This is a genomic window from Angustibacter peucedani, from assembly GCF_054779595.1.
In genome coordinates, this window is the sequence record NZ_BAAGXY010000054.1 from 15850 (window position 1) to 38941 (window position 23092).

24 protein-coding genes and 1 pseudogene are annotated in these 23092 nt (G+C 74.6%); 7 read left to right on the plus strand and 18 right to left on the minus strand.

Annotated elements, in window-relative coordinates; translation table 11 throughout:
- Positions 1-47: 47 nt before the first annotated feature.
- Positions 48-686 (minus strand): VOC family protein, encoded by a 639-nt coding sequence (locus ACYVJ4_RS10825; protein WP_460460141.1) that lies wholly within the window; start codon positions 684-686, stop codon positions 48-50.
- A gap of 66 nt (positions 687-752) precedes the next feature.
- Positions 753-1961 (minus strand): pyridoxal phosphate-dependent aminotransferase, encoded by a 1209-nt coding sequence (locus tag ACYVJ4_RS10830; protein WP_460460142.1) that lies wholly within the window; start codon positions 1959-1961, stop codon positions 753-755.
- A 111-nt stretch (positions 1962-2072) separates the two neighbouring features.
- Between ACYVJ4_RS10830 and ACYVJ4_RS10835 the strand changes: the two genes are divergently transcribed.
- Positions 2073-2495, plus strand: a complete 423-nt coding sequence (locus tag ACYVJ4_RS10835) for an ATP-binding protein (protein WP_460460143.1) — start codon at positions 2073-2075, stop codon at positions 2493-2495.
- A 31-nt stretch (positions 2496-2526) separates the two neighbouring features.
- Complete coding sequence (locus ACYVJ4_RS10840) at positions 2527-3132, plus strand: SseB family protein (protein WP_460460144.1); 606 nt, start codon at positions 2527-2529, stop codon at positions 3130-3132.
- Between the two features lie 28 nt (positions 3133-3160).
- On the opposite strand, the gene ACYVJ4_RS10845 is transcribed toward ACYVJ4_RS10840, so the two are convergent.
- The 5 genes and pseudogenes from ACYVJ4_RS10845 to ACYVJ4_RS10865 form a co-directional block, all read right to left on the minus strand.
- A complete protein-coding gene (locus ACYVJ4_RS10845) occupies positions 3161-3598 on the minus strand; it encodes a PPOX class F420-dependent oxidoreductase (RefSeq protein ID WP_460460145.1) in 438 nt (145 codons plus the stop codon).
- Positions 3599-3625: 27 nt separating this feature from the next.
- A pseudogene (locus ACYVJ4_RS10850) lies at positions 3626-4520 on the minus strand (sulfite exporter TauE/SafE family protein).
- A gap of 231 nt (positions 4521-4751) precedes the next feature.
- Positions 4752-5255: a methylated-DNA--[protein]-cysteine S-methyltransferase gene (locus tag ACYVJ4_RS10855; RefSeq protein ID WP_460460146.1), complete on the minus strand. Its 504-nt coding sequence runs from the start codon at positions 5253-5255 to the stop codon at positions 4752-4754.
- A 35-nt stretch (positions 5256-5290) separates the two neighbouring features.
- Positions 5291-6229: a DMT family transporter gene (locus ACYVJ4_RS10860; protein WP_460460147.1), complete on the minus strand. Its 939-nt coding sequence runs from the start codon at positions 6227-6229 to the stop codon at positions 5291-5293.
- Positions 6226-6831: a histidine phosphatase family protein gene (locus tag ACYVJ4_RS10865; RefSeq protein ID WP_460460148.1), complete on the minus strand. Its 606-nt coding sequence runs from the start codon at positions 6829-6831 to the stop codon at positions 6226-6228. Before ACYVJ4_RS10865 ends, ACYVJ4_RS10860 begins: the two co-directional genes overlap by 4 nt.
- A gap of 134 nt (positions 6832-6965) precedes the next feature.
- On the opposite strand from ACYVJ4_RS10865, the gene ACYVJ4_RS10870 reads away from it, so the two are divergent.
- Positions 6966-8915 carry a putative bifunctional diguanylate cyclase/phosphodiesterase gene (locus tag ACYVJ4_RS10870; RefSeq protein ID WP_460460149.1) on the plus strand — a complete coding sequence of 650 codons (1950 nt, stop codon included), beginning with the start codon at positions 6966-6968 and terminating at the stop codon, positions 8913-8915.
- 126 nt (positions 8916-9041) lie between these two features.
- Here the strand turns inward: ACYVJ4_RS10870 and ACYVJ4_RS10875 are convergent, their stop codons facing one another.
- The 3 genes from ACYVJ4_RS10875 to ACYVJ4_RS10885 form a co-directional block, all read right to left on the minus strand.
- Positions 9042-9533, minus strand: a complete 492-nt coding sequence (locus ACYVJ4_RS10875; RefSeq protein ID WP_460460150.1) for an ASCH domain-containing protein — start codon at positions 9531-9533, stop codon at positions 9042-9044.
- Positions 9533-11128, minus strand: coding sequence for an LLM class flavin-dependent oxidoreductase (locus ACYVJ4_RS10880; protein WP_460460151.1), 1596 nt, complete (start codon positions 11126-11128; stop codon positions 9533-9535). Before ACYVJ4_RS10880 ends, ACYVJ4_RS10875 begins: the two co-directional genes overlap by 1 nt.
- A gap of 68 nt (positions 11129-11196) precedes the next feature.
- Positions 11197-11700: an Lrp/AsnC family transcriptional regulator gene (locus ACYVJ4_RS10885; protein ID WP_460460152.1), complete on the minus strand. Its 504-nt coding sequence runs from the start codon at positions 11698-11700 to the stop codon at positions 11197-11199.
- A gap of 110 nt (positions 11701-11810) precedes the next feature.
- Between ACYVJ4_RS10885 and ACYVJ4_RS10890 the strand changes: the two genes are divergently transcribed.
- A complete protein-coding gene (locus tag ACYVJ4_RS10890; protein WP_460460153.1) occupies positions 11811-13049 on the plus strand; it encodes a trans-sulfuration enzyme family protein in 1239 nt (412 codons plus the stop codon).
- Here the strand turns inward: ACYVJ4_RS10890 and ACYVJ4_RS10895 are convergent.
- Both ACYVJ4_RS10895 and ACYVJ4_RS10900 read right to left on the minus strand, forming a co-directional pair.
- On the minus strand, positions 13021-13635 hold the full coding sequence (locus ACYVJ4_RS10895; protein ID WP_460460154.1) for a methylated-DNA--[protein]-cysteine S-methyltransferase: 615 nt from the start codon (positions 13633-13635) through the stop codon (positions 13021-13023). The two genes, ACYVJ4_RS10890 and ACYVJ4_RS10895, sit on opposite strands and share 29 nt — an antisense overlap.
- Positions 13632-14114, minus strand: coding sequence for an RNA polymerase sigma factor (locus ACYVJ4_RS10900; RefSeq protein WP_460460155.1), 483 nt, complete (start codon positions 14112-14114; stop codon positions 13632-13634). The genes ACYVJ4_RS10895 and ACYVJ4_RS10900 overlap by 4 nt, the downstream gene beginning before the upstream one ends.
- 80 nt (positions 14115-14194) lie before the next feature.
- On the opposite strand from ACYVJ4_RS10900, the gene ACYVJ4_RS10905 reads away from it, so the two are divergent.
- Entirely contained in the window at positions 14195-14704 is a 510-nt protein-coding gene (locus ACYVJ4_RS10905; RefSeq protein ID WP_460460156.1) for a cupin domain-containing protein, read from the plus strand.
- Positions 14705-14708: 4 nt separating this feature from the next.
- On the plus strand, positions 14709-15908 hold the full coding sequence (locus ACYVJ4_RS10910; protein WP_460460157.1) for a winged helix DNA-binding domain-containing protein: 1200 nt from the start codon (positions 14709-14711) through the stop codon (positions 15906-15908).
- A gap of 45 nt (positions 15909-15953) precedes the next feature.
- Here the strand turns inward: ACYVJ4_RS10910 and ACYVJ4_RS10915 are convergent, their stop codons facing one another.
- Together ACYVJ4_RS10915 and ACYVJ4_RS10920 are read right to left on the minus strand one after the other, a co-directional pair.
- Positions 15954-16637, minus strand: coding sequence for a hypothetical protein (locus ACYVJ4_RS10915; RefSeq protein ID WP_460460158.1), 684 nt, complete (start codon positions 16635-16637; stop codon positions 15954-15956).
- A 93-nt stretch (positions 16638-16730) separates the two neighbouring features.
- A complete protein-coding gene (locus tag ACYVJ4_RS10920; RefSeq protein ID WP_460460159.1) occupies positions 16731-17315 on the minus strand; it encodes a GNAT family N-acetyltransferase in 585 nt (194 codons plus the stop codon).
- Between the two features lie 25 nt (positions 17316-17340).
- Here ACYVJ4_RS10920 and ACYVJ4_RS10925 point away from each other — a divergent pair, with 25 nt between their 5' ends.
- A complete protein-coding gene (locus ACYVJ4_RS10925; RefSeq protein ID WP_460460160.1) occupies positions 17341-18606 on the plus strand; it encodes an RNA polymerase sigma factor in 1266 nt (421 codons plus the stop codon).
- A 22-nt stretch (positions 18607-18628) separates the two neighbouring features.
- Here the strand turns inward: ACYVJ4_RS10925 and ACYVJ4_RS10930 are convergent, their stop codons facing one another.
- From ACYVJ4_RS10930 to ACYVJ4_RS10945, 4 genes are read right to left on the minus strand one after another with little or no spacing between them, the layout of a single operon-like run.
- On the minus strand, positions 18629-19162 hold the full coding sequence (locus tag ACYVJ4_RS10930) for a GNAT family N-acetyltransferase (protein ID WP_460460161.1): 534 nt from the start codon (positions 19160-19162) through the stop codon (positions 18629-18631).
- Positions 19159-19653, minus strand: a complete 495-nt coding sequence (locus ACYVJ4_RS10935) for a DinB family protein (protein ID WP_460460162.1) — start codon at positions 19651-19653, stop codon at positions 19159-19161. The genes ACYVJ4_RS10930 and ACYVJ4_RS10935 overlap by 4 nt, the downstream gene beginning before the upstream one ends.
- Before the next feature lie 36 nt (positions 19654-19689).
- On the minus strand, positions 19690-20685 hold the full coding sequence (locus tag ACYVJ4_RS10940) for a ribonucleotide-diphosphate reductase subunit beta (protein ID WP_460460181.1): 996 nt from the start codon (positions 20683-20685) through the stop codon (positions 19690-19692).
- A gap of 17 nt (positions 20686-20702) precedes the next feature.
- The gene (locus ACYVJ4_RS10945; RefSeq protein WP_460460182.1) at positions 20703-23054 is read right to left on the minus strand and encodes a ribonucleoside-diphosphate reductase subunit alpha; all 2352 of its coding nucleotides are present in this window, start codon (positions 23052-23054) and stop codon (positions 20703-20705) included.
- Between the last annotated feature and the right edge of the window lie 38 nt (positions 23055-23092).

Sequence of the window (23092 nt, forward strand, 5' to 3'; positions counted from 1 at the left end):
GCCCGGAGCGGCCGGACAGAGGGAAACCGGCCGGAGCGAGGGAAGGCTCAGATGGTGACGGGGCCGGACGGGGTGTCGAACTGGCAGGCGAGCAGGCCCGGCGTGCCGTGCGGTGCGACGAACTGGAACGCGACCTCCTGCGGCACGAACGTCGTCGGCAGCCCGAGCCAGTCGAGCACGCGCTGCGCGTCGCCGGCGATCTGGACGCCGGACAACCGCACCTGCGAGTCGCCGGACGTCGACGGGTGCAGCTCGGCGTCGCCGGTCCACTGGACGACGAAGGGCAGCTGCGGGTCGGCGATCAGGCCCTTGACGCCGATCTGGCGCCAGCGCAGCTCGACGCCGTCCGGGCGGTAGCGGTTGCCCGCGGCCGCCTCGCGGCCCAGCCGGGCTTCGACCGGCGCGAGGTCGTCGACCTCGACGACCCAGCCCAGCCAGCCGCCGCCGGCCTCGCTGCGCGCGCGCACGGCCTGGCCGAACGGCGCCTTGTCGGACGCCGGGTGGTCGAGCACCTCGACGACCTCGACGTAGCGCCGGTCGAGCAGCGGCAGGATCATGTTGCGCGTGCCGAACCGCGGGTGGATCCCCCCGTCGACGGCCTCGACGCCGAGCGCGTCGGACAGCCGCTGGGCGGTCTCGCGCAGGCCTCCGCTCTCGGCGGCGTAGGACACGTGGTCGACTCGCATGCTCTGAAGGCTGCCACACGCCGCACGAGGCCCATCGGGCAGGTCCACCACCCGGGCGGCTCGGCGTCAGCGGCGCTTCTCGAGGAACGTCGCCAGCCGGCCCATCGCGTCGCGCAGGTCCTCGACGTGCGGCAGCGTGACGATCCGCAGGTGGTCGGGGTCGGGCCAGTTGAAGCCCGTGCCCTGCACCAGCAGCAGGTGCTGCTCGCGCAGCAGGTCGAGCACCAGCTGCTGGTCGTCGTCAACCCGGTAGACCTCGGGATCCAGGCGCGGGAACAGATAGAGGGCGCCCTGCGGCTCGACACAGGTCACCCCGGGGATCTCGCGCAGCAGCGCGAGCGCCGTGTCGCGCTGCTCGCGCAGCCGCCCGCCGGGCAGCACCAGCTCGTCGAGGCCGTGCCGCCCGCCGAGCGCCGTCGCCACCGCGTGCTGCGCCGGCACGTTGGCGCACAGCCGCATGTTGGCCAGGATCGACAGCCCCTCGACGTAGCTGCGCGCGTCGGACGTCGGTCCGCTCACGACCAGCCACCCCGACCGGAAACCCGCCAGCCGGTACGCCTTGCTCAGCCCGTTGAACGTCAGGCACAGGACGTCGTCCGCGAGCGACGCCGTGGCCACGTGCTGGGCGTCGTCGTACAGGATCTGGTCGTAGATCTCGTCGCTCATCACCACCAGCCCGTGCCGGCGCGCGACCTCGACGATCCCCTCGAGCACCGGCTGGCCGTAGACCGCACCGGTGGGGTTGTTCGGGTTGATGACCACGACGGCGCGGGTGCGCGGGCCGACCTTGGCGGCGAGGTCGTCCAGGTCGGGCTGCCACCCGGCGGACTCGTCGCAGCGGTAGTGCACCGGCCGGCCGCCCGCGAGCGACACGGCCGCCGTCCACAGCGGGTAGTCGGGCGCGGGGATGAGCACCTCGTCGCCGTCGTCCAGCAGCGCCTGCAGCGCCATGACGATCAGCTCGCTGACGCCGTTGCCCAGGTAGACGTCGTCGACGTCGATGCCGTGCACGCCCTTGCCCTGGTGGTACTGGACGACGGCGCGCCGGGCAGCGACCAGTCCCTGGCTGTCGCAGTAGCCCTGCGCGGTCGGCAGCGCCGCGACGACGTCGGCGAGGATCCCCTCGGGCGCCTCGAAGCCGAACGGTGCCGGGTTGCCGATGTTGAGCTTGAGCACCCGGTGGCCCTCGCGCTCGAGCCGCTGGGCCTCGGCCAGCACCGGTCCGCGGATGTCGTAGCAGACGTCGGCGAGCTTGCGGGACTGCAGCACGGTCACGGCGCCAGTGTCGCAGCCGAGATCTGGCGCGCGCGGTCCGGGCATTCGGGACTACCGTGGGCTCCTCGGACGAAGAAGACGTCCAGGGCCGCTCGGGTGGAAGGGGCTGGCATGAGCGTGCGCGTCGTGCCCGCCGGAGAGCCGCCGAACGGCGAGCCCGTCGGCGAGTGGCCCCTGCGGGCGGACGCCACGAGCGCTCGCCTGGCCCGCCGCCTCGTCACCCAGGCCATGGACGGCGCGCACGAGGCCGTGCTTCGTCGGGCCGCGCTGGTGACCAGCGAGCTGGTCAGCAACAGCGTGCGCCACGCCCGCGGCGGGATGTCGCTGGCGCTGCACCGGGTCGGCGAGGGGTGGCTGGTCGCGGTCGCCGACGACAGCAGCGCGCCCCCGACCCTGCGCGACAGCGCCCCCATGGCCGAGGACGGTCGCGGCATGCTCATCGTGGCCCGCGTCAGCGAGCAGCTGGGTTGGGCGCGCACCCCGACCGGCAAGGTGGTCTGGGCCCGCTTCGCCGACGACGCCACCGACGTCTGACGCGGCGCCGGGCGCACCGTAAGGTCGGCGCATGCCCGACCCGGACGACGTCGACGCGCCCCTGATCGACGCCCTGCGCCAGCGGGTGCTGGTGTTCGTGCGTGACCGCGACGACCGCAGCGTCGTGGTCGACTACGACGGACGACGGGTGCTGGTGGCGTGCACCGAGCCCGAGCGGCTCGCCGCCTGGTGGCGCGAGCACGCCGGGGCCGACGCGGACGCGCCGTACGTGCGCGAGCTGCCCTTCCGCCAGCTGGTCGGCCTGTGGGCGGCGCCGGACGTCGACCTGCTGGTCGACCCCGGACCGGGCGGCGGCGCGCTGGTGCCGGTGGGCGGCGCGCGGCGGCACCTGGACCTCGGCCCGGTCGTGGCGGGCAAGGACCCCGACGAGCCCCTGCCGTTCGCGGGGTTCACCGGCGGGCGGGCCAGCGTGCGCGTGCCGCTGATCGTGGTCGTGATCTCGTTGGTGCTGCTGGTGATGGGGCTCACCCAGCCGCGGCTGGTGCTGGTGCTCGGCGGTCTGGTCGGCGTGGGCGCCGGCTGGTTGCTCGGGCGGCGCGGCTTCGGCCAGCTCGCGGCGGCGCGCGCGGCGACCCGGCGGCTGGCGCAGTCCGACCGGCTCCGGCGCCAGGGCTAGCGCCCGGCTCGAGCCGGCTCAGGCCGACTCAGGCCGGTGGCAGGCCGTACAGCCGCAGCACGGTGAAGCGGACGACGAGCCGCTCCTCGGCCACCATCGCGGCGCGGAACTCCTCCCAGTCGGGGTGCTCGCCGTTCAGGGTGCGGTAGTGCTCGACCAGCTCGTCCACCACCGCGTCGTGCGGCTGCTGCGCCACCGGCCCGACCTGCGCCTCGCCCTCGGCGACCGCGTAGGCCCGCGCGTCGTCCGAGGCCGCGTGCAGGCTCACCCTCGGGTCGCGGCGCAGGTTCGCGGTCTTGGCCAGCGGGCTGCGGGTCGAGATCCGCACGAGGGCGCTGTCGCCGTCCGCGTGGTACGAGACGGTCGACAGCTGCGGGCGGCCGTCGCGCTTGAGGGTGGCGAGGACGCCGCGGCGCCGCTCGGCGAGCAGGCGCAGCAGCGCCTCGGACGTCGACGCTGAGGTCATGCAGCCATCCTGGCGTGCCGCCGTCCGTCAGGACGCGACCGGCGCGGGCTGGTGCTGCTCGACCGCGGCGACCTCGTCCTCGCCGCGGCGGTGCTGGCGCACCGAGTAGGCGACGGCGGCGGCCCACACCAGGTAGATCGCGGCGTACACGCCGTAGCGCGTCGTGGACGGCGCGTCGACCCAGTCGCTCTTGAGCAGGGTGCGCGAGTTGGTCAGCACGATGAGGCCGCCGACCAGCGAGCCCAGCACCCGCGGCGGCACGTGGCGCACGAGCCAGGCCGCGATCGGCGCCGCGACCAGCCCACCGAGCAGCAGCGCGAGCACCCAGCCGCCGTTGATGCCCTCGTCGCCGATGCCGACGAAGAAGCCGATGCTGGCCGCCACCGCCACGAGGAACTCGCTGGCGTCGATCGAGCCGATGACCTTGCGGGGCTCGAGTCGGCCGCTGGCCAGCACCGCCGGCGTGCCGACCGGCCCCCAGCCGCCACCGCCGGTGGCGTCGACGAAGCCGGCCACCAGGCCGAGCGGGCCGAGGAACCGCTTGCGCAGCGGCTTGCCCAGGTGCTGGCGGGACAGGCCGAAGGTCGTGAAGCGCACCAGCAGGTAGACGCCGAGGGCGAGCAGGACGAGCGACATGACCGGGGCCGCGACCTCCGGTGGCGCCGGCGAAGGCCCCCACGGCTCCGGGGACGCCGAGCTTGGCCACGACCGACCAGTCGACGTTCCCGAAGCGCCAGTGCGAGGCGCCGGAGGCCAAGGTGGTGCCGATCTCGGCGAGGTGCACCGTGGCCGAGGCGGCGGCGGGGTTGGCGCCGATGGCGAGCAGCAGGGTGGTCGACGTGACGCCGTAGGCCATGCCGAGGCTGCCGTCGACGAGCTGGGCTCCGAGGCCCACGAGGGCGAGCAGGACGAGCTTGCGCATGAGAGAGGTCTTCCGGTGCGGGCGAGCCCGGGCGGCTCGAGGTCGGGTGGGCGGCGCGCTCAGAGCGCGGGGGCAGCCACTACCGACAGGCGCAGGTGACGCGCAGGCCGTGGTCCAGCGCATAGTTGCGCGTGAGCAGGGCGGACGTCATGCGTCGAGCATCGCCACGCCGCGCAGACCGCGTCAACGGTCGAGACGATGTGTCCCGAGTGGTGGACGCCGACCCGCCGCTCAGACGAACAGCAGGTCGGCCTCGAGGTCGAGCAGGAACCGCTTGCGCGGCAGGCCGCCCCCGAAGCCGGTCAGCGAGCCGTCGGCCCCGACCACGCGGTGGCACGGGACGACGACCGGCACCGGGTTGGACCCGTTCGCCGAGCCGACCGCCCGCGAGGCCTCCGGCCCCAGACCGATGGCAGCAGCCACCTCGCCGTACGAGCAGGTCGTGCCGTACGGGATCTCGCGCAGCGCGGCCCACACCCGCTGCTGGAAGGCGCTGCCGGGCGGCGCGAGCGGCAGGTCGAACACGCGCCGCTCGCGGGCGAAGTACTGCGCCAGCTGGTCGGCGACCTCGGCGAAGAGCGGCAGGTCGTCGTCGCGCTCGGCCGTCCCGGCGCGCTCGAGCCGCTCGAGCCGGCGGTCGTGCGGGGCGAAGTGCAGTCCGGTGAGCTGCTCGCCGTCGTCCGAGGTCGCGAGCAGCCCGTCGACCGGCGTGGGCAGCACGGTCCAGCGCGTCACGTCCCGCAGCGTGCCACGCCCCACCGACAGCCCGCTCATGCCCGGCCGCCCGCGGTGCGCGCCCGCGGCGTCCGGCGCGAGATGCCGACGCCGACCAGGCAGACGACGCCGCCGACCACGGCCAGCAGGGCCGGCGTCTCGCCGAGGAGCACCCAGCCGAGCAGGATCGTCAGCGGCGGCACGAGGTAGGTCGTCGAGCCCAGCTTGCCGGCGCTCGTGCGCGCCAGGGCGTAGGCCCAGGTGGTGAAGGCGACGGCGGTCGGCATGACGCCGAGGTAGACCACCCACAGGCCGGCCGACGGCCCGGCGGCCCGCAGGTCGTGCACCAGGTCGGGAGCGAACGGCAGGCAGCAGACCGCCCCCACCGTGCACGCGACCCAGGTGACCTCGAGCGCGGGGAGCCGCGCGAGCAGCGGCTTCTGCGCCACGACGCTGACGGCGTAGGCGGTGGCCGCGGCGAGGCACAGCACCACGCCCCACACGTCGGCGTGCCGGCCGGACGACGAGACCACGCCGATCAGCACCACGCCGGCGAACGCGACGGCGCTGCCGACGACCAGCCGGCGCGGGAACCCCTCGCCGAGCAGGACGCCGGCCAGCGCGCCGATCAGCAGCGGACCGACGTTGACGAGCATCGCGGCGGTGCCGGCGTCCAGACGCTGCTCGGCCGCGTTGAGCGCGACGTTGTAGACCGCGAACCACAGCACGCCGCACAGCAGCAGCCGGCGCCAGCCGGCCGCGGTCGGACGACGGCGCGCCCGCGAGCGCAGCAGCAGGACGCCGAGGAGCAGGCTGGCGACCGCGCAGCGGCCCAGCGTGATCGGTCCGGGTGAGACCTGGTCGCCCAGGTGCCGGATGGCCACGAAGGCCGAGGCCCACAGCACGACCGTGACCCCGATCGCGGCCACCGGGGCGAGCCGGTGGCCGGTCGGGGCGTCGGGCGAGGCCGGAGCAGGTACGGGGGTGGCGGTCACGTCGACGCGAGGTGTTCCCATACCTGGCGAACGTCCGCCGACGCCGTGGTGTGAGGTGCCGCGGCCGGCGGGATCGAGTACTCCCAGCCGGGCTGCCACTCGAACTCCTGCCCGGCCAGCTGCTCGAGAGGACGGCCGAGCAGCACGTGGTCGAGCGCCCAGCGGGTCGCGACGTGCCCGACGACGAGCACGCGCTGGTGCGACCAGCGGCTGGGCAGGTCGTCGAGGAACCCGGCGACCCGGTCGACGGCCTGCCGCCAGGACTCCCCCCCGGGGTACGGCTGGTCGAGGTAGCGGCTGCGGTCGCCGAGCACGACGGCCCGCGGGGCGCCGTTCCAGGAGCCGTAGTCGCACTCGCGCAGCCGCCAGTCGTGCAGCACCGGGACGTCGCTGCCCTCGAAGGCGATCCGCACCGTCTCGGTCGCGCGGGCGAGGTCCGAGGTGAAGACCGCCGCGATCCCGTCGTCCCGCCGGCGCCCGCCGAGCTCGCGCGCCTGCTGCCGCCCGGCGTCCGACAACTCGCCCTGGCCCCAGCCGGTGGCGTGCCCGGACTCGTTGTCGAGCGTCGTGGAATGCGTCTCGAGGACGACGGAGATCGGCACGCGGTCACGCTAGGTCACCGACGGGCGTGCCGTCGGGCGCCACGCGCACCGGTGATCATGCTCGCGGGGCTCAACCAGGCGCGGTCGCGCGCCGATGCCACCACGTGCGCACCGTCGAGCCTCCTCCTGCGTCGGTGGGACGGGTCTTCGTCGTGTTCGCCGGCCTGAGCCTGCTGGTCGTCGCGGCGATGGGCGTGCTGCTCACGACGTCGTTCAGCGCCGGCGCCAAGGCGCGCGGCCTGGAGGCCGCCAAGACCCAGGCCCAGGTGATCGCCACCTCGAGCGTCGAACCGGCGCTCGCGGGGCGCGACGCCGCCTCCGGCCTGGACGTCGGCACGCTGGCCAACCTGCGGTCGATGACCGTCCGCCTGCGCGACGAGGGCCGTGTGCTGCGCCTGCGGCTGCGCTCGCCCGAGGGCCTGGTGGTCTTCTCCGACGACGGCTCCGGCTTCGGCGGCGCGGCCGACGACGAGGCCCTCGAGGCCCTGGAGGGCGAGCCGCACGCGAGCCTGACCCGGCTGAACGTCGACGCCGGCGACAGCGGCGCCGCCGGCGTGCGAGCCGTCGAGGTCTACCGCGCGCTCGGGCCGGCCACGCACCGCCAGGGCGTGCTCGAGCTCTACCTGCCCTACGCGCCGATCCAGGCCGAGAGCACCGCCGGCCTCCACCGGCTCTACCGGGACCTCAGCATCGGGCTGGCCGCGCTCTACGTCGTGCTCGTCGGCCTGGCGCTGACGACCACCCGCCGGCTGCGCGCGCACGCGGCCCGCAACGCCTTCCTCGCCGAGCACGACCTGCTCACCGACCTGCCGAACCGGCGCCGGTTCCACCGCGAGATCGAGCGGCACGTCGCCGACCCCGACCGCCCCGGGGGCGTCGTGGCCGTCGTCGACCTCGACCGGTTCAAGGAGGTCAACGACTCGCTCGGGCACCACAACGGCGACGCGCTGCTGCAGGCGCTGGCCGAGCGGCTGTCCGACGCGGTCGGGCCCGACGACGTCCTGGCCCGCCTGGGTGGTGACGAGTTCGGCCTGGTGCTCGCGCACGTGCACGACGCCGTGGCCGCCCGCGAGGTGCTGGTGGGCCTGCGCCGGCTGCTGTCGCAGAACGTCCAGGTCAGCGGGATCTCGGTGACGCCCGAGGCCAGCATCGGCTTCGCGCTGGTCGGCCGCGACGGCACCGACGCCGAGTCGCTGCTGCAGCGCGCCGACATCGCGATGTACGTCGCCAAGGGCAGCACCGACGGCGTCGTGCGCTTCGACGACGAGCAGGTCGCGTACGACGCCGACCGGCTGGCGATGGTCGGCGAGCTCCAGCGTGCGATGGCCGAGGACGAGCTGGTGCTGCACCTGCAGCCCAAGCTCGACCTGCGCCACGACCGGGTCGTCGGGCTCGAGGCGCTGCTGCGCTGGCAGCACCCGCGCCACGGCCTGATCTACCCCGACACCTTCCTGCCGCTCGCCGAGCAGACCGGCCTGATCGACCCGCTCACCGACTGGGTGCTCGACCGCGGGCTGCGGCTGCTGGGCGAGCTCGGGCTGCCCGCAGACGTCCGTCTCTCGGTCAACGTCTCGGCGCGCAACCTGGGCCACGAGCACTTCGCCGAGCGCGTGCTGGCGGTCGTCGCGGCGTCCGACGTGCCACCGCAGCAGCTCGTGCTCGAGATCACCGAGACCGCGGTGTTCTCGGACGTCGAGCGCGCCACCCGCACGTTGCACCGGCTCGCGGCCGCCGGCATCGCCATCAGCCTGGACGACTTCGGCCAGGGGCAGACCTCGATCGGCCACCTCTCGCGACTTCCGTTGCGAGAGCTGAAGATCGACCGCGAGTTCGTGCGCGACATGCTCACCGACAAGCCGCACCGCACCATCGTGCAGTCGCTCGTCGGCCTGGCGCACAACCTCGGGCTCACCGTCGTCGCCGAGGGCGTCGAGGACGACGAGACCCGCGCCGCGCTCACCGAGCTCGGCTGCGACGAGGGCCAGGGCTACGGCATCGCCCGCCCGATGGACGTCGAGCGCCTGCAGGCCTGGCTCGCCGACGCCGGCGTGCCGGCTACGACGGCCCAGGAAGTGCACCAATAGCAGCGGAGTGATGGATGGATGCGGCCGTGGGTGCGGCGATGACGTCGTGATCACAGCACCTTCGCCGCACCCACGCCCGCACCCAACCAGCCGAGCCGGGCCCCATGGGTAGGGGCCGTCCCCTCATCAAGGGGACGCGGGTCCGGGCGCCGGCCAGACCAGCTCGAAGCGTTCGAAGACCACGTCGACGTCGTCGGAGAACGCCCAGCCCGTGGCCGCGCACTGCCGGCTGAAGTACCCCGTGTGCGCCTCCAGCCACCAGGCCCGCGTCCGGTCACCCTCTCCCTCGTCCCACGCGAAGCGGTCGTCGACCGACGACAGCGGGCCGACGCGCACGTCCGTCGTCCGCACGACCGCCAGGGGCCGACCGTCGCCGGCGAGCACCGCGCAGCGGTCACCCACCCGCGGGAGCGGTTCGTCGCCGGCCACGAACTCCTGGAGCAGACCGGCCGTCGCCCGCTTGGGGCCGTGCAGCACCAGGAGGCCGAGCTCGTCAGCCATCTCCGCGGAGTCGCCGAAGGCGAAGCTCGTCACGAGCGGTCCGTCGTAGCCGCTCGCCGCGACGTACGACGTCCACATCGCGTCGACCGCCGAGTGGTCGGTGGGGGCGATGTCCATCAGGAGAAACCGAGGCGCGCCAACGGTTCCACGAGCTCTCGCTCCTCGTAGGACAGGTGCGAGAGCAGCGTGTCGGTGAGCAGGTCGACGGCGTCGCGCACCTTCGCCAGCCCGCCCGGCTCGCTCACCATCGCCACCAGCGCCTGGTCGACCTCCTCCAGCACGTCGTGGATGACGTGGTGCTCCTGCTCGAGCCGGTCGACCACGGGGGCCAGCCGCGGGTCGCGGCGCCGCAGGTGCGGGAACACGCTCTCGTCCTCGAGCCCGTGGTGGCCGGTGACGACGCGGCAGTACTGCAGGCAGTAGACGCCGAGCGTCCAGCTGTTCTGCCGCAGCGTCATCTGCGCGACGTGCGAGCGGGCGGCCTCGACGCTCTCGGCCGCGCCCGCCGTCCGCAGCACCTGGCCGACGAGGTCGCGCAGCTGGGCCAGCTCGGAGCGCAGCATGTCGTGCACGTCGACCAGGTGCTGGCCCACGGCCTGCTCGTGGTCGGTGTACTCGCGGTCGGGGTCCGGCTCCGGACCGGTGGGGCGCGTCGTCTCGTCCCAGGGCGGGTAGTCGGCCCACGTCGCGGTCAGGCGCGTGCCGTCGTCCGGTGTGGGGACGACGGCCAGCCCGGGCGCGGAGTGCGGAACTGCCGGGACGCTGACGGTGATGCGCTCAGAACCGTTGTCGCGCAACGGGACCTCGCCCTTCGGGCCACCACCCGCCCGCTCGGCTGCGACCAGCTCGCGGACGGCGGGTGCGACCTCGGCGGCGAACCGGCGCAGGTCGTCGGGGTCGTCCGAGCCCAGGACGTAGCCGCTCATGCCCTGGTCGAGCGTCAGCGCGGCGAGCTGCTCGGCCCACTGCGCGGCCGGGCCCTGCAGGAACTCGGCGCTGCCGGCGCTCGTGAAGCGCCCGTTGACGTTGTACAGCCGGCGCACGGCGGCCGGGTCGCGGCCGGCCTCGCGCGCGGCGTCGTCGATGGCGGCGTTCATGGCGGGCAGCGCGTCGACGCCGGCGTAGCCCAGGCTCGGCAGCCAGCCGTCGGCCAGCGCGCCGGTGACCCGCAGCATGCGCGGCTTGTACGCGCCGAGCCAGATGCCGACGTCGTGCGCGGGGGCCGGGCCGGGGTGCGCGCCCTTGACCCGGTAGTGCTCGCCCTCGGCCCGGATGGTGCCGCCCTCGGGGTCCCAGACCTGCCGGATGATCCCGATGGCCTCGACCAGCGCGTCGACGCCCTGCCCCGCGGTGCGCACCGGTCCGCCGACCGCCTCGACGGCCTGGTTGAAGGCGCCGCTGCCCAGGCCCAGCGCGACCCGCCCGCCGCTGAGCAGGTCGAGCGTCGCCACCGACTTGGCCAGCACGAAGGGCGGCCGCAGCGGCAGGTTCGCGACGTTGGGCGACACCGTGACCCGGCTGGTGCGGGCGGCGATCACCGACAGCAGCGTCCAGGTGTCGAGGAACTTTGCCTGGTAGGGGTGGTCCTGCACGGTCACCAGGTCGAGCCCGACCTGCTCGGACAGCACCGCCAGGTCGACGACCTGCTGCGCGCGCGCCGCGACCGGCGTCAGGAAGCTGCCGAACACCAGGTCGTGCCCGAGGTCGGTCACCTGCGTCTCCCGCCCGGACGACGTCCGCCGCCCTCCCCGCGATCATGCCTGCTGGCCGGGCGGGCCGCTCAGCCGCCCAGGGGGCCGTCGCCGCGCAGGTGCTCGAACACCAGGTGGGTCTGGGTCGACCGCACCGCGGGGTGCTCGGTGATCCGCCCCAGGATCAGCGCGCGCACGGCGTCGGCGGAGGCGGCCGCAGCGTGGATCAGGTAGTCGTCCTGCCCCGCCACGTGGAAGACCTGCAGCACGCCCGGCAGGGTCGGCGCGAGCGAGCGGAACGCCTCGACCGCCGCCTGCGTGTGCCCGTGCAGCCTGACGGCGATCAGCACCTGCAGCGGCCGGCCGACCCGCGCGGGGTCGACGTCGGCGTGCACCCCGCGCACGACGCCACGCTCGCGCAGCGCCCGGGTGCGGGTCAGGGCGGTGGACGGCGCGACGCCGGCCCGCGCGGCGAGCTCGGCGTTGGTGGTGCGCCCGTCGTCGCGCAGGGCGCGCAGCAGGGCCAGGTCGACGTCGTCCAGGCCCTCGACCGGCAGGGCCGCGGTGGCGTCGTCCGAGCGGTCGTTCGGCACGGCGGCCTCCTCGGGCGGTGGGGTTCGGCAGCGGTGGGTCAGGATCGACGTCCGCCGAAGGATCTTCGCCCAGCATGCCGCTCAGCCGCAGCATCGTCCACGCTTCCCCCATGTCGACGACGACCGAGCCGCCCGCGACCCTCATCGCCGCCCCCGGACCGCGCACCCGCGCCGTGCACGCCGGCCGGGCGGACCTGCCCGCGCTGGGGCTGCACGCGCCGCAGCTGGACCTGTCGTCGACCTACCCGCTGCCCGACGTCCTGACCGGCGGCGACTCCTACGAGGCGATGGCCACCGGCGGTCGCCCGACCGAGGGCGGCGCCGTCTACGCGCGGCTGTGGAACCCCACCGTCGCGCGGTTCGAGGACGCCCTGGCCGGGCTCGAGGGCACGCCCGAGGCGGTGGCGTTCGCCAGCGGCATGGCGGCCCTGTCGGCCGTGCTGCTCGCGTGCGTGCAGGCCGGGCGACCGCACGTCGTGGCCGTCCGCCCGCTCTACGGCGGCTCGGACCACCTGCTCGCCAGCGGGGCGCTCGGCACGACCGTGACCTGGGCGACCGCCGACGGCGTCGCCGCCGCGCTGCGACCCGACACCGGCCTGGTCGTGTGCGAGACGCCGGCCAACCCCACGCTCGAGCTGCTGGACGTCGCGGACGTCGTCGCGCAGGCCGGCGACGTGCCGGTTCTGGTCGACTCGACCTTCGCGACCCCGGTGCTCCAGACGCCCGCGATCCAGGGCGCCGCGCTGGTGCTGCACAGCGCGACCAAGTTCATCGGCGGCCACGGCGACGTGGTCGGCGGCGTCGTGGCGTGCGGGGAGGAGTGGGCGCGGCGGCTGCGGTCGGTGCGCGCCATCACCGGCGCGCTGCTGCACCCGCTGGCGGCCTACCTGCTGCTGCGCGGGCTGCCGACGCTGCCGCTGCGGGTGCAGGCGCAACAGGCGACGGCCGTCGCGGTCGCGGCGCACCTGTCCGACCACCCGGCGGTCAGCGTGGTGCACCACCCGTCGCTGGCCGGCGCCGACCTGCGCGGCCTGCTCGGGCGCCAGCAGCTCGGGCCGGGCAGCCTGCTGGCCTTCGAGGTGCGCGGCGGTGCCGAGGCGGCCGCCGCCGTGGCCGGGCGGCTGCGGCTGATCACGCACGCGGTCTCGCTGGGCGGCGTCGACACGCTGCTGCAGCACCCGGCGTCCCTGACCCACCGGCCGGTCGAGGCGAGCGCCAAGCCGCGCGCCGGCCTGCTGCGCCTCAGCTGCGGCCTCGAGGACGTCGCCGACCTGCTCGCCGACCTCGACCAGGCCCTGAGCCCGCAGGTCAGCCCCCAGCTCAGCGCGGCGGCGCCGCCTCGAGCGTGAGCAGCAGGGTCTTGGCCTCGGTGCCGCCGAGGTACTGCCCGTAGCTGCCGTCGCTGCGCACCACCCGGTGGCAGGGCACGACGACGGGCAGCGGGTTGGTCGCGCACGCCGTCCCCACGGCGCGCACCGCCCGGGGGCTGCCGGCCGCGAGCGCCACCTGGGCGTAGCTCTCGGTGCGGCCGTAGGCGATGGCGCGCAGGTGGTCGAGCACCGCGCGCCGGAAGCCGTGGGCGAGCTGGAGGTCGAGCGGCAGGTCGAAGGCGTCGCGCCGTCCGGCGAAGTACTCGTCGAGCTCGCGGGCGGCGGCGTCCAGGCGGGCGGGGGCGTGCAGCACCCGCGGGCTGACCGCGGCCGCGAGCCGCGCCAGCACGGCGTCGTGGCCCTCGCGGTCGAACGCGACGCGCACCAGGCCGCGGTCGGTGGCGGCGAGCAGCAGCGGGCCGACCGGGCTGTCGACCGTGCGGTAGGCGACGTCCAGCACGCCGGCCTGCTCGGCCGCCTCAGCCAGCCGGGCGCTCAGCCGGCGCTGCGCGTCGTCGTCCTGCTCGGGCAGCGCGGCGAACAGGTCGTCGAGGTCGTGGGTCATCGGTCCTCCTCCGGGCGGTAGGTCTGGCGCAGCCGGGCGATGCCGTCCGACGCCGCGCGGCGGGCCGCCGCGGGGGTGCCGCCGACGAGCTGCGCCACCTCGTCGTAGGGCAGGCCCACCAGGTGGTGGTAGGCCACGCACTGACGTTGCTTGAGCGGCAAGGCCTTGAGCGCCTGCCACAGGTCGCCGTCCCACTCGTCGCGGACGGCGTCGTGGTGCGGGCGCTCGGGGACGACGTCCGTCGGCACCGCGCGCCGAGCCGACGCCCGCACCTGGTCGACGGCCTTGCGGTGCGCGATCGTCACGAGCCACGCGGCGACGTCGCTGCCCGGCCGCAGCCGGGGGTAGGCCTTCATCGCCGACAGGAAGGTCTCGCTCCACGCGTCCTCGGCGAGGTGCGGCCCGACGACGGCGCGGCACACGCGCAGCACCATCGGCCCGTGGCGGGCCACGACGGCGTCGAACGGTTCGGGGCTCACACCCAGACAACGTGCCAGACGCCGCTTGTGTGAGGTGCGGACGGCCCGGATCTGGGTAGCCTCGGCGGCCGGAGGTCCTCATGAGCTACCCGGTCCCGGCCGACGGCCAGTACCCCCCGGATCGCTACACCGGCGACGGCGGCGAGGCGAGCGCCCGCTTCCGCCCGGTGGGCCAGGCGCCCGAGGTGGTCGGCGCCACGACGAGCACGCACTACCTGGCGACGGGCGCGTCGACCGGCGGGCAGTTCGGCCTGTACCGCTGGGACATGGGGCCCGAGCGCAGCGGCCCCGACCCGCACTTCCACCGCTCGATCAGCGAGTCGTTCTTCGTGCTGCAGGGCGTCGTGAGCCTGCACGACGGCACCGGGTGGCGCGACGCGGCCGCCGGCGACTTCTTGCACGTGCCCGAGGGCGGGGTGCACGGCTTCCGCAACGAGTCGGGCGAGCCGGCGTCCATGCTCATCCTGTTCGCGCCCGGGGCACCGCGCGAGGACTACTTCGAGACGCTGGCCGACACCGCACGGCGCGAGGCGATGGACGACGAGGCGCGCGCCGCGTTCTTCCTGCGCCACGACACCTTCTGGGTCTGAGGGCGTGCCCGCGGCGACGACCTGGACCTGGTCGCAGGTGCTGGCCCGCCGGCTGCGCCGGCACCGGCTGGTCGACGGAGCGCCCGGCGTCCCGGACGGCAGCGCACCGGACTCGGCGTCGTCCGCGCTCGTGGCCGACGTCTCATCGGCGGTGTGCGGCGTGCACGCGCAGGTCATGACGGCTGCGGAGGTGTCGGTCGGCGTGCGCGCGCCGGGCACGACGCGGCGGCACGTGCAGGCCGCGCTCTGGGACGACCGCGAGGTCGTCAAGACCTACGGTCCGCGCGGCACCGTGCACCTGATCGCCGCGCGCGACCTCGCCACCTGGTGCGGCGCGCTCGCCGCCGTGCCGTGGAGCAGCCCGCTGCCCGAGGGCGTGCGGCTGACCGCCGAGCAGACCGACCAGGTGGTCGAGGCCGTGCGCGGCGCGCTGGCCGACGACCCCGGCGACGGGCTCACCGTCGACGAGCTCGGCGTGCAGGTGGCCGACCGGCTGGGGCCGTGGGCGGGCGAGCTGGTGATGCCGGCGTTCCAGACCATGTGGCCCCGCTGGCGGCAGGCGGTGGGTCGCTGCGCCAGCCGCGGCGCGCTCTGCTTCGGCGCACCGCGCGGGCGCCAGGTGACGTTCACGGACCCGCAGCGGTGGGTGCCGGGCTTCGCGCCGCTCGATCGCGGGCCGGCCCTGACCGGTGCGGTGCGCGCCTACCTGCGGGCGTACGGCCCCGCCGAGCCTGCGCACCTCGCGCAGTGGCTGGCCGCGCCGCGCGGCTGGACCGCTCAGGCGCTCGAGCAGGTCGAGGGCCTGCGCGAGGTGTCCGTCGACGGGCGGGCGGGCTGGGTGGTCGAGGGCGACGAGGTCCCGGACGACGACCCGCCGGCCGGGCTGCGGCTGCTGCCGTACTTCGACGCCTACGGCGTGGGCTGCCAGCCGCGGTCGCAGGTGTTCCCGGGCGAGATGGCCCAGCGTGCCCTCAACCGCGGCCAGGCCGGCAACTTCGCGGTCGTGCTGCTCGACGGCGTCGTGCACGGCGTGTGGCACCAGAGGGCGAGCGGGAAGCGGCTGCTGGTGACGGTCGAGCCGCGCCGCCGGCTCACCGCGGCCCAGCGCCGCGCGCTGGACGAGCAGGTCGCCCGGGTGGGCGCCGTGCGCGAGCTCGCCGCCGAGCTGGTGGTCGGGACGGTCACGACCGGCGGCCACGCCTGAGGCGCGGGGCCGGGCACGACGTCCGGGTCGGGGCCGAGGTCCGGGTCAGGGCCGACGTCCGGCGAGCAGGTCGCGGGCCGAGCGCTGCCAGGCCCGGCTGGAGCAGCTGGTGTAGTGGCGCCAGTCGGCGCCGAGCACCGTCGCGACGCAGTCCGCGGCCCGCTCGGCGCCGGTCAGGCCCGAGCCGCCGAAGGTCCGGTCGAGCCCGCTGATCGTGGCGGGCACGCTGCCGCCGTACGCGCGCACCGAGAGCACGTGTCCCCACTCGTGGCGCACGACGTCGTCGAGCAGCGAGGCCGGCACGCGCGGGTTGACGTAGACGGTGTTGTGGAACCAGTCGGTCACGCCGAAGTTGCCGTACTTCGTGCTCATGACCCACACCGCGGGCCGGTGCTGGGCGTAGCCCGGGATGCGCGCGACCGCGGCCTGCAGCGGCGACAGGTGCGGCCGCGGGGCGGGCTTGGCGACCTTCTTGGCCCGCACCGGGGGGCGCGCGTGGGAGCGCGAGGTCGTGACCGGCCGCACGGCGACGCGGCGCACGGACGCCGGCGCGACGTCGCTCCAGACCGGCGTGGAGCCGAAGACCGCCGGCAGCTCGCTGGTGCTGAGCACCGGACCGGAAGGGCGCGTGGGGATCGCGGCCGCTGCGCTCCCCGCCAGCGCGGTGGCGGCCACGGTGAGGAGCAGGCCGGACACCACCATCAGCCGCAGGGTAAGCACAGGTCGCACGGTCCGCACCTCGAAGATCACGAGCCGGCTCGGGGCGCCGACCTCTCCTGCAGGTCGTCGGCCGCCGTCCGGGTGGTCTTGAGGTGTTCGGGCTCAGGTCGTGCGGTGCTGCTCGCGCCAGGCGGCCGCCGAGACGGCGTACGCGACCTCGCCCTGGTCGGTGCCGGGCAGCGGGTCGTCGAAGTGCACCTGGAACGTGCGCTCGTGGCGCAGCCCCACGGCGGCCATCACCGCGCGCGAGCCCTCGTTGACCGCCATGGTCTCGGCGAACACCCGTTCCAGCCCCACGGTCTCGAACGCGTGCCGCAGCAGCAGCCAGGCCCCGGAGCTGGCGAACCCCTGCCGCCAGGCGCGCCGCACCAGGCGGTAGCCGAGCTCGGCCTGGCCCTCGCGGGGGCCCTGGTCGGGCCGGTCGGGCGGGGTCAGGCACCACCACCCCACGAACCCGCCGTCCGGCGTCCGGACGTCGTACCCGGCCCAGTAGCCCAGGCCCAGCGCGTCGTTCGCCGGGTCGGTGCGGCGGCGGTGCGCGACGAGCACCTCCTCGCGGGTCGAGGCCCGGCCGGTGAGGTGGCGCATCACCTCGGGATCGGCGTCCAGCGCGACGAGGTCCTCGAGGTGCTCGTCGCCGAGCGGCCGCAGCTCGAGCCGGTCGCTGCGCAGGACGGGACGGCTCATGCCCGCTGACCCTAGGGTCTGGCAGGTGGGGACCGCACCGGACGCCGCGCCCGACCAGGCGCTCGAGGACCTCTGGCGCGGGTTGGCGCCTCAGGTGCTCGTCGCGCTCGTGCGCCGCACCGACGACTTCGGCGCAGCCGAGGACGCGGTGCAGGAGGCGCTGCTCGCCGCGGCGACGCAGTGGCCGCGCGACGGCGTGCCGACCGACCCGAAGGCCTGGCTGGTGCGCGTGGCCTCGCGCCGGCTGGTCGACCAGTGGCGCAGCGACTCGGCGCGTGAGCGGCGCGAGCTGGTCGTGGCCCGTCGCGAGCCGGACGACGCGCTGGTGGCTCCCGCGGCCGACGTCGAGGCCGAGCGCGACGACGGCGACGGCGACGCCTTGGCGCTGCTGCTGCTCTGCTGCCACCCGGCGCTGACCCCGGCGTCGCAGGTGGCGCTGACCCTGCGGGCGGTCGGCGGCCTGACGACGTCCGAGATCGCGCGGGCGTTCGTGGTGCCGGAGGCGACCATGGCGCAGCGGATCAGCCGGGCCAAGCGCCAGATCAAGGACGCCGGCGCGACGTTCCCGGCGCTGCGGGACGACGAGCGGGTCGAGCGTCTCGCAGCGGTGCTGCACGTGCTGTACCTGGTCTTCACCGAGGGGCACACGGCGACGACGGGCTCGGACCTGCAGCGGGTCGACCTGAGGCGCGAGGCGGTGCGGCTGGCCCGGGCGGCGCGCGAGCTGCTGCCGGACGACGGCGAGGTGGCCGGGCTGCTGGCGCTGATGCTGCTCACCGACGCGCGGCGCGGCGCCAGGGTCGGGCCCGACGGCGAGGTAGTGCCGCTCGCCGAGCAGGACCGCAGCCGCTGGGACCGCGCCGCGATCGCCGAGGGGCTCGAGCTGGTGGCGTGGGCGCTGCGGTCGACACCGCTCGGGCCCTACCAGGTGCAGGCGGCGATCGCGGCCGTGCACGACGAGGCCGCGAGCGCCGCGAAGACCGACTGGCGCCAGGTGCTCGGCCTCTACGACGTGCTCCTGCGGCTGGCGCCCAGCCCCCTGGTCGAGCTCAACCGTGCGGTCGCCCGGGCAGAGGTCGACGGTCCGCGGGCCGCGCTCGACGACGTCCGGGCGCTGGTGGACGACGGCCGGCTGGCCGAGCACCACCGGCTGCACTCCGTGCGGGCGCACCTGCTCGAGCAGCTGGACGACCTCGACGGTGCGCGGGACGCCTACGAGCGGGCCGCCGCCCTCACCACGAGCGAGCCGGAGCAGCGGTACCTGCTCGCGCGCGCCGCCCGCCTGCGCTGAGGTGCTGCGCGCGGCTGCAGGGTCAGCCGGTGGTGGTGGTGGTGGTGAAGGTCAGGAAGGTGTCGGGCGGGCGGCCCTCGACCGGGTCCTCGTCGCGCAGCTCCCAGGTGTCGCCGACCGCCTCGGTGGCGACGGCGGTCCAGAACGCCTCGACGCCGGGGTTGTAGCGCTGGAACCCGATCCGCCACCGGCCGGGGAACATCTCCAGCAGCTGGCGCGCCACCTCGCGGCCGGTCCCGCTGCGCCGCAACGCCCGCACGACGAAGAAGTCGGCGACCGAGCGCACGCCGTCCTCGCCGACGTCCGTCATGACGAAGCCCCCGAGCCCGGCCGGCACCTGCACCAGCCAGGCCCGGTGCTCGGGGTCGGCACCGGTGAGGAACTGGTCGAGCGTGCGGTTGTTGAACGTGCCGTCGGCGTTGGGCAGGTGGGCGCGCGACTCGGACAGGTCGTGCCGGTAGAGCTGCCCGAGGTGCTGCAGCACGGCCCGGTGCGAGCGGTCGACCTCGACCAGCTGCACCGGCAGCGCGACCGGTCGCGCGGGACCCGTCGTCATCGGCCGGTGGTGCCGTCGAGCTGCTCGCGGATCACGTCCGCGTGGCCGGCGTGCCGGGTCGTCTCGGTGGTCATGTGCACCAAGACCCAGCGCAGGCGTCGGCGGTGCTCGCCGACCGGGCGGGCGGTGAGGGCGTCCGGGTCACCGACCCGCTCGACGATCGCGTCGCTCTCGGCGCAGGCCGCCCGGTAGTCGGCGAGCACGTCCTGGGTGCTGCGGCCGGGCGGGACGGCCATCGTGAAGTCGGCCCGGTCGTCGTCCGCACCGGTGCCGGCGACGTGCCAGCCGAACCAGTACCGCTCCGACACCGCGAGGTGGTGCACCATCCCGATCAGGTTGGTGCCGCTCGGCAGCTCGACGCGCAGCTGCTCCTCGTCCAGGCCGTCGAGCTTCTTCAGCACGCAGCGCCGGGCGAACTCCAGGAAGGCCCGGCCCGTCTCGAGCTCGGAGGTGTCTGCCGTCGGCACCGGCTCGCGCTGGGTCTCCGCCACGCCCCGACCCTACCGACCGGGGCGTGGCGGAGCGCCTCAGAAGTCCTCGTCGAAGCCCACGGCGCCGGTGATCCCGACCTGGTAGGCCGAGACCCGGCGCTCGAAGAAGTTCGAGAGCTCCTGCACGTCCTGCAGCTCCATGAACGACAACGGGTTCGGCGACCCGTAGATCGGCGCGAGCCCGAGCCGCTGCATCCGGCGGTCGGCCACGTGCTCGAGGTAGGAACGCATGTCGGACGTCGACAGGCCGGCGACACCGCCGCCGAGCAGGTCCTCGGCGAACTGCGCCTCGGCGTCGACGCCCTCGACGAGCATCTGGCGCACCTGCTCGGCCAGGTCGTCGTCGAACAGGTCGGGCTCCTCCTCGCGCACGGTGTCGACGACGTCGAACGCGAAGGCCATGTGCATCGACTCGTCGCGGAAGACCCAGTTGGTGCCGGACGCCAGCCCGTTGAGCAGGCCGCGCGAGCGCAGGAAGTACACGTAGGCGAAGGCGCCGTAGAAGAACAGGCCCTCGATCACGGCGGCGAAGCAGATCAGGTTGAGCAGGAACGCCCGCCGGTGCTCGCGCGTCTCGAGCTGCTGCAGGTCGAACACCGAGTCGATCCACCGGAAGCAGAAGTCGGCCTTGTGCTTGATCGACGGGATCGTGTCGACCGCCGCGAACGCCTCGTGCCGCGCGGCCTCGTCCGGCACGTAGGTGTCGAGCAGCGTCAGGTAGAACTGCACGTGCACGGCCTCCTCGAACAGCTGGCGCGACAGGTAGAGCCGGCCCTCGGGCGAGTTGACGTGCTGGTACAGGTTCAGCACCAGGTTGTTGGCCACGATCGTGTCGCCGGTGGCGAAGAACGCGACCAGCCGCGACACCAGGTGCCGCTCGGCCGGACTGAGCCGGGCGAGGTCCTTGAGGTCGGAGTGCAGGTCGACCTCCTCGACCGTCCACGTGTTCTTGATGGCGTCGCGGTAGCGGTCGTAGAAGTGCGGGTAGCGCATGGGTCGCAACGTGAGGTTCATGCCGGGGTCGAGCAGCATCCGGCCCTCGCGCGCGCTCACTGGCACGCCTCGCACGCCTCGGGGTTCTCCAGCGAGCAGCTGATGGCCTCGTCGTCGGGCACCGGAGGTGGCGCGGCCGCCAGGCCCACCGACACGGTCGCCTGCTGGATCCGCGTGGCCGGCCGCGAGCGCAGGTAGTACGTCGTCTTCAGCCCGGACTTCCAGGCGTACGCGTACATCGACGACAGCTTCCCGATCGACGGCGCGGCCATGAACAGGTTGAGCGACTGGCTCTGGTCGACGTACGGCGCCCGCGCCGCGGCGAGGTCGACGAGCGCACGCTGCGGCAGCTCCCACGCCGTGCGGAACAGCAGCCGGACGTCGTCGGGCAGCTGGGTCAGGCCCTGCACCGAACCGTCGGCGCGCTTGACCGCCTCGCGCACCTCCGGCGTCCACAGCCCGCGCGCCTTCAGCTCGCGCACCAGGGCGCTGTTCACCTGCAGGAACTCGCCGGAGAGCGTCTCGCGCTTGAACAGGTTCGACACCTGCGGCTCGATGCACTCGTAGCACCCGGCGATCGACGCGATGGTCGCGGTCGGCGCGATGGCGACGAGCAGCGAGTTGCGCAGGCCGTGCTCGGACACGTTGCGCCGCAACGTGTCCCAGCGCTCGGTCTGGGTCGGGGTGACGCCCCACAGCTCCGGCTGCAGGTCGCCCTTCGCGGCGCGGGTCTGCGCGAACGTCGGGTGCGGGCCGTTCTCCCGAGCCAGCTCGCACGACACCTCGAGCGCGGTCAGGTAGATCTCCTCCTGCACGCGCGTCGAGAGCTCGAGCGCCTCGGCGGAGTCGAACGGCAGGCGCAGCGCGAAGAACACGTCCTGCAACCCCATGACGCCGAGCCCGACCGGGCGCCAGCGCGGATTCGAGGCGGCCGCCTCGCCGCTCGGGTAGTAGTTGATGTCGATGACCCGGTCGAGCAGGGGCACGGCTGTGCGCACGGTGTCGCGCAACGACTCCCAGTCCAGCTGGGGGTCGGTGCCGGGCGTGAGGTGCCGGGCCAGGTTGACCGAGCCGAGGTTGCACACGGCGGTCTCGTCGTCCGAGCTGACCTCCACGATCTCGGTGCACAGGTTCGACAGGTGCACGACCGGAGCGCCCGGTCCCTGCTCGTCGCTGGTCTGGTTGCAGGTGCGGTTGGCGGCGTCCTTGAACGTCATCCAGCCGTTCCCGGTCTGGGCGAGGGTGCGCATCATGCGGGCGTAGAGGTCGCGGGCGCGCACGGTGCGCACGACCCGGCCGTCAGCCTCGGCCTGGCGGTAAGCGGTGTCGAAGGCCTCGCCCCACAGGTCGGGCAGCTCGGGCGCCTGGTCGGGGTCGATCAGCGACCACGGCTCGTCGGCCTCGACGCGGCGCATGAACTCGTCCGGCACCCAGTGCGCCAGGTTGAGGTTGTGGGTGCGGCGGGCGTCCTCGCCGGTGTTGTCGCGCAGCTCGAGGAACTCCTCGACGTCCGGGTGCCACGGCTCGAGGTAGACGCACGCGGCGCCCTTGCGGCGGCCGCCCTGGTTGACCGCGGCGACGCTCGCGTCGAGGGTGCGCAGGAACGGCACGATGCCGTTGGACTGCCCGTTGGTGCCGCGGATCAGCGCACCGCGCGAGCGCACCCGGCTGAAGGCGATGCCGATGCCGCCGGCGAACTTCGAGAGCCGCGCCACCTGCTGGTAGCGCGCGTAGATCGAGTCCAGGTCGTCGCGCGGCGAGTCGACGAGGTAGCACGACGACATCTGCGTGTGCGTCGTCCCGGAGTTGAACAGCGTGGGGCTGCTCGGCAAGTAGGCCAGGCTGCTCATCAGCCGGTAGAACCGCACCGCCTCGGACGGCGAGACCGCCAGACCGCACGCGACGCGCAGCAGGAAGTGCTGCGGCGTCTCGATGACGAGCCGCGTGGTGGGGTGGCGCAGCAGGTAGCGGTCGTAGACCGTGCGCAGGCCGAAGTACTCGAAGCGGCGGTCGGCGTCGTCGTCCACCGCGAAGTCGAGCTTGCGCGCGTTGTCGCGCACGAACGCCGCGGTGCCGTCGCCGATCAGGCCCACGGCGTGGCCGAGGGCCACCGACTGGCTGAAGCTCGCGACGCCCTGGCCGCGCACCTCCTTGTCGACGTACCCGGCCAGCAGGCGGGCGGCCAGGCGCGAGTACTGCGGCTCCTCGCCGATCATCTCGGCCGCCGTCTGGATCGAGAGCCGGTCGAGCTCGGCGGTGGTGGCGCCGTCGTACAAGCCGCTGATCGTCTTGGTGGCGACCCGCAGCGGGTCGACGTCGACCAGGTCGGTGGCGACGCGCTCGACGGCGCGCACGATCTTGTTGACGTCGACGTCCTCGGCGTCGCCGTTGCGCTTGCGCACCTGCATGGTGGTGCGGCGCGGTGGCGCCTCGTCCACGACGAGGA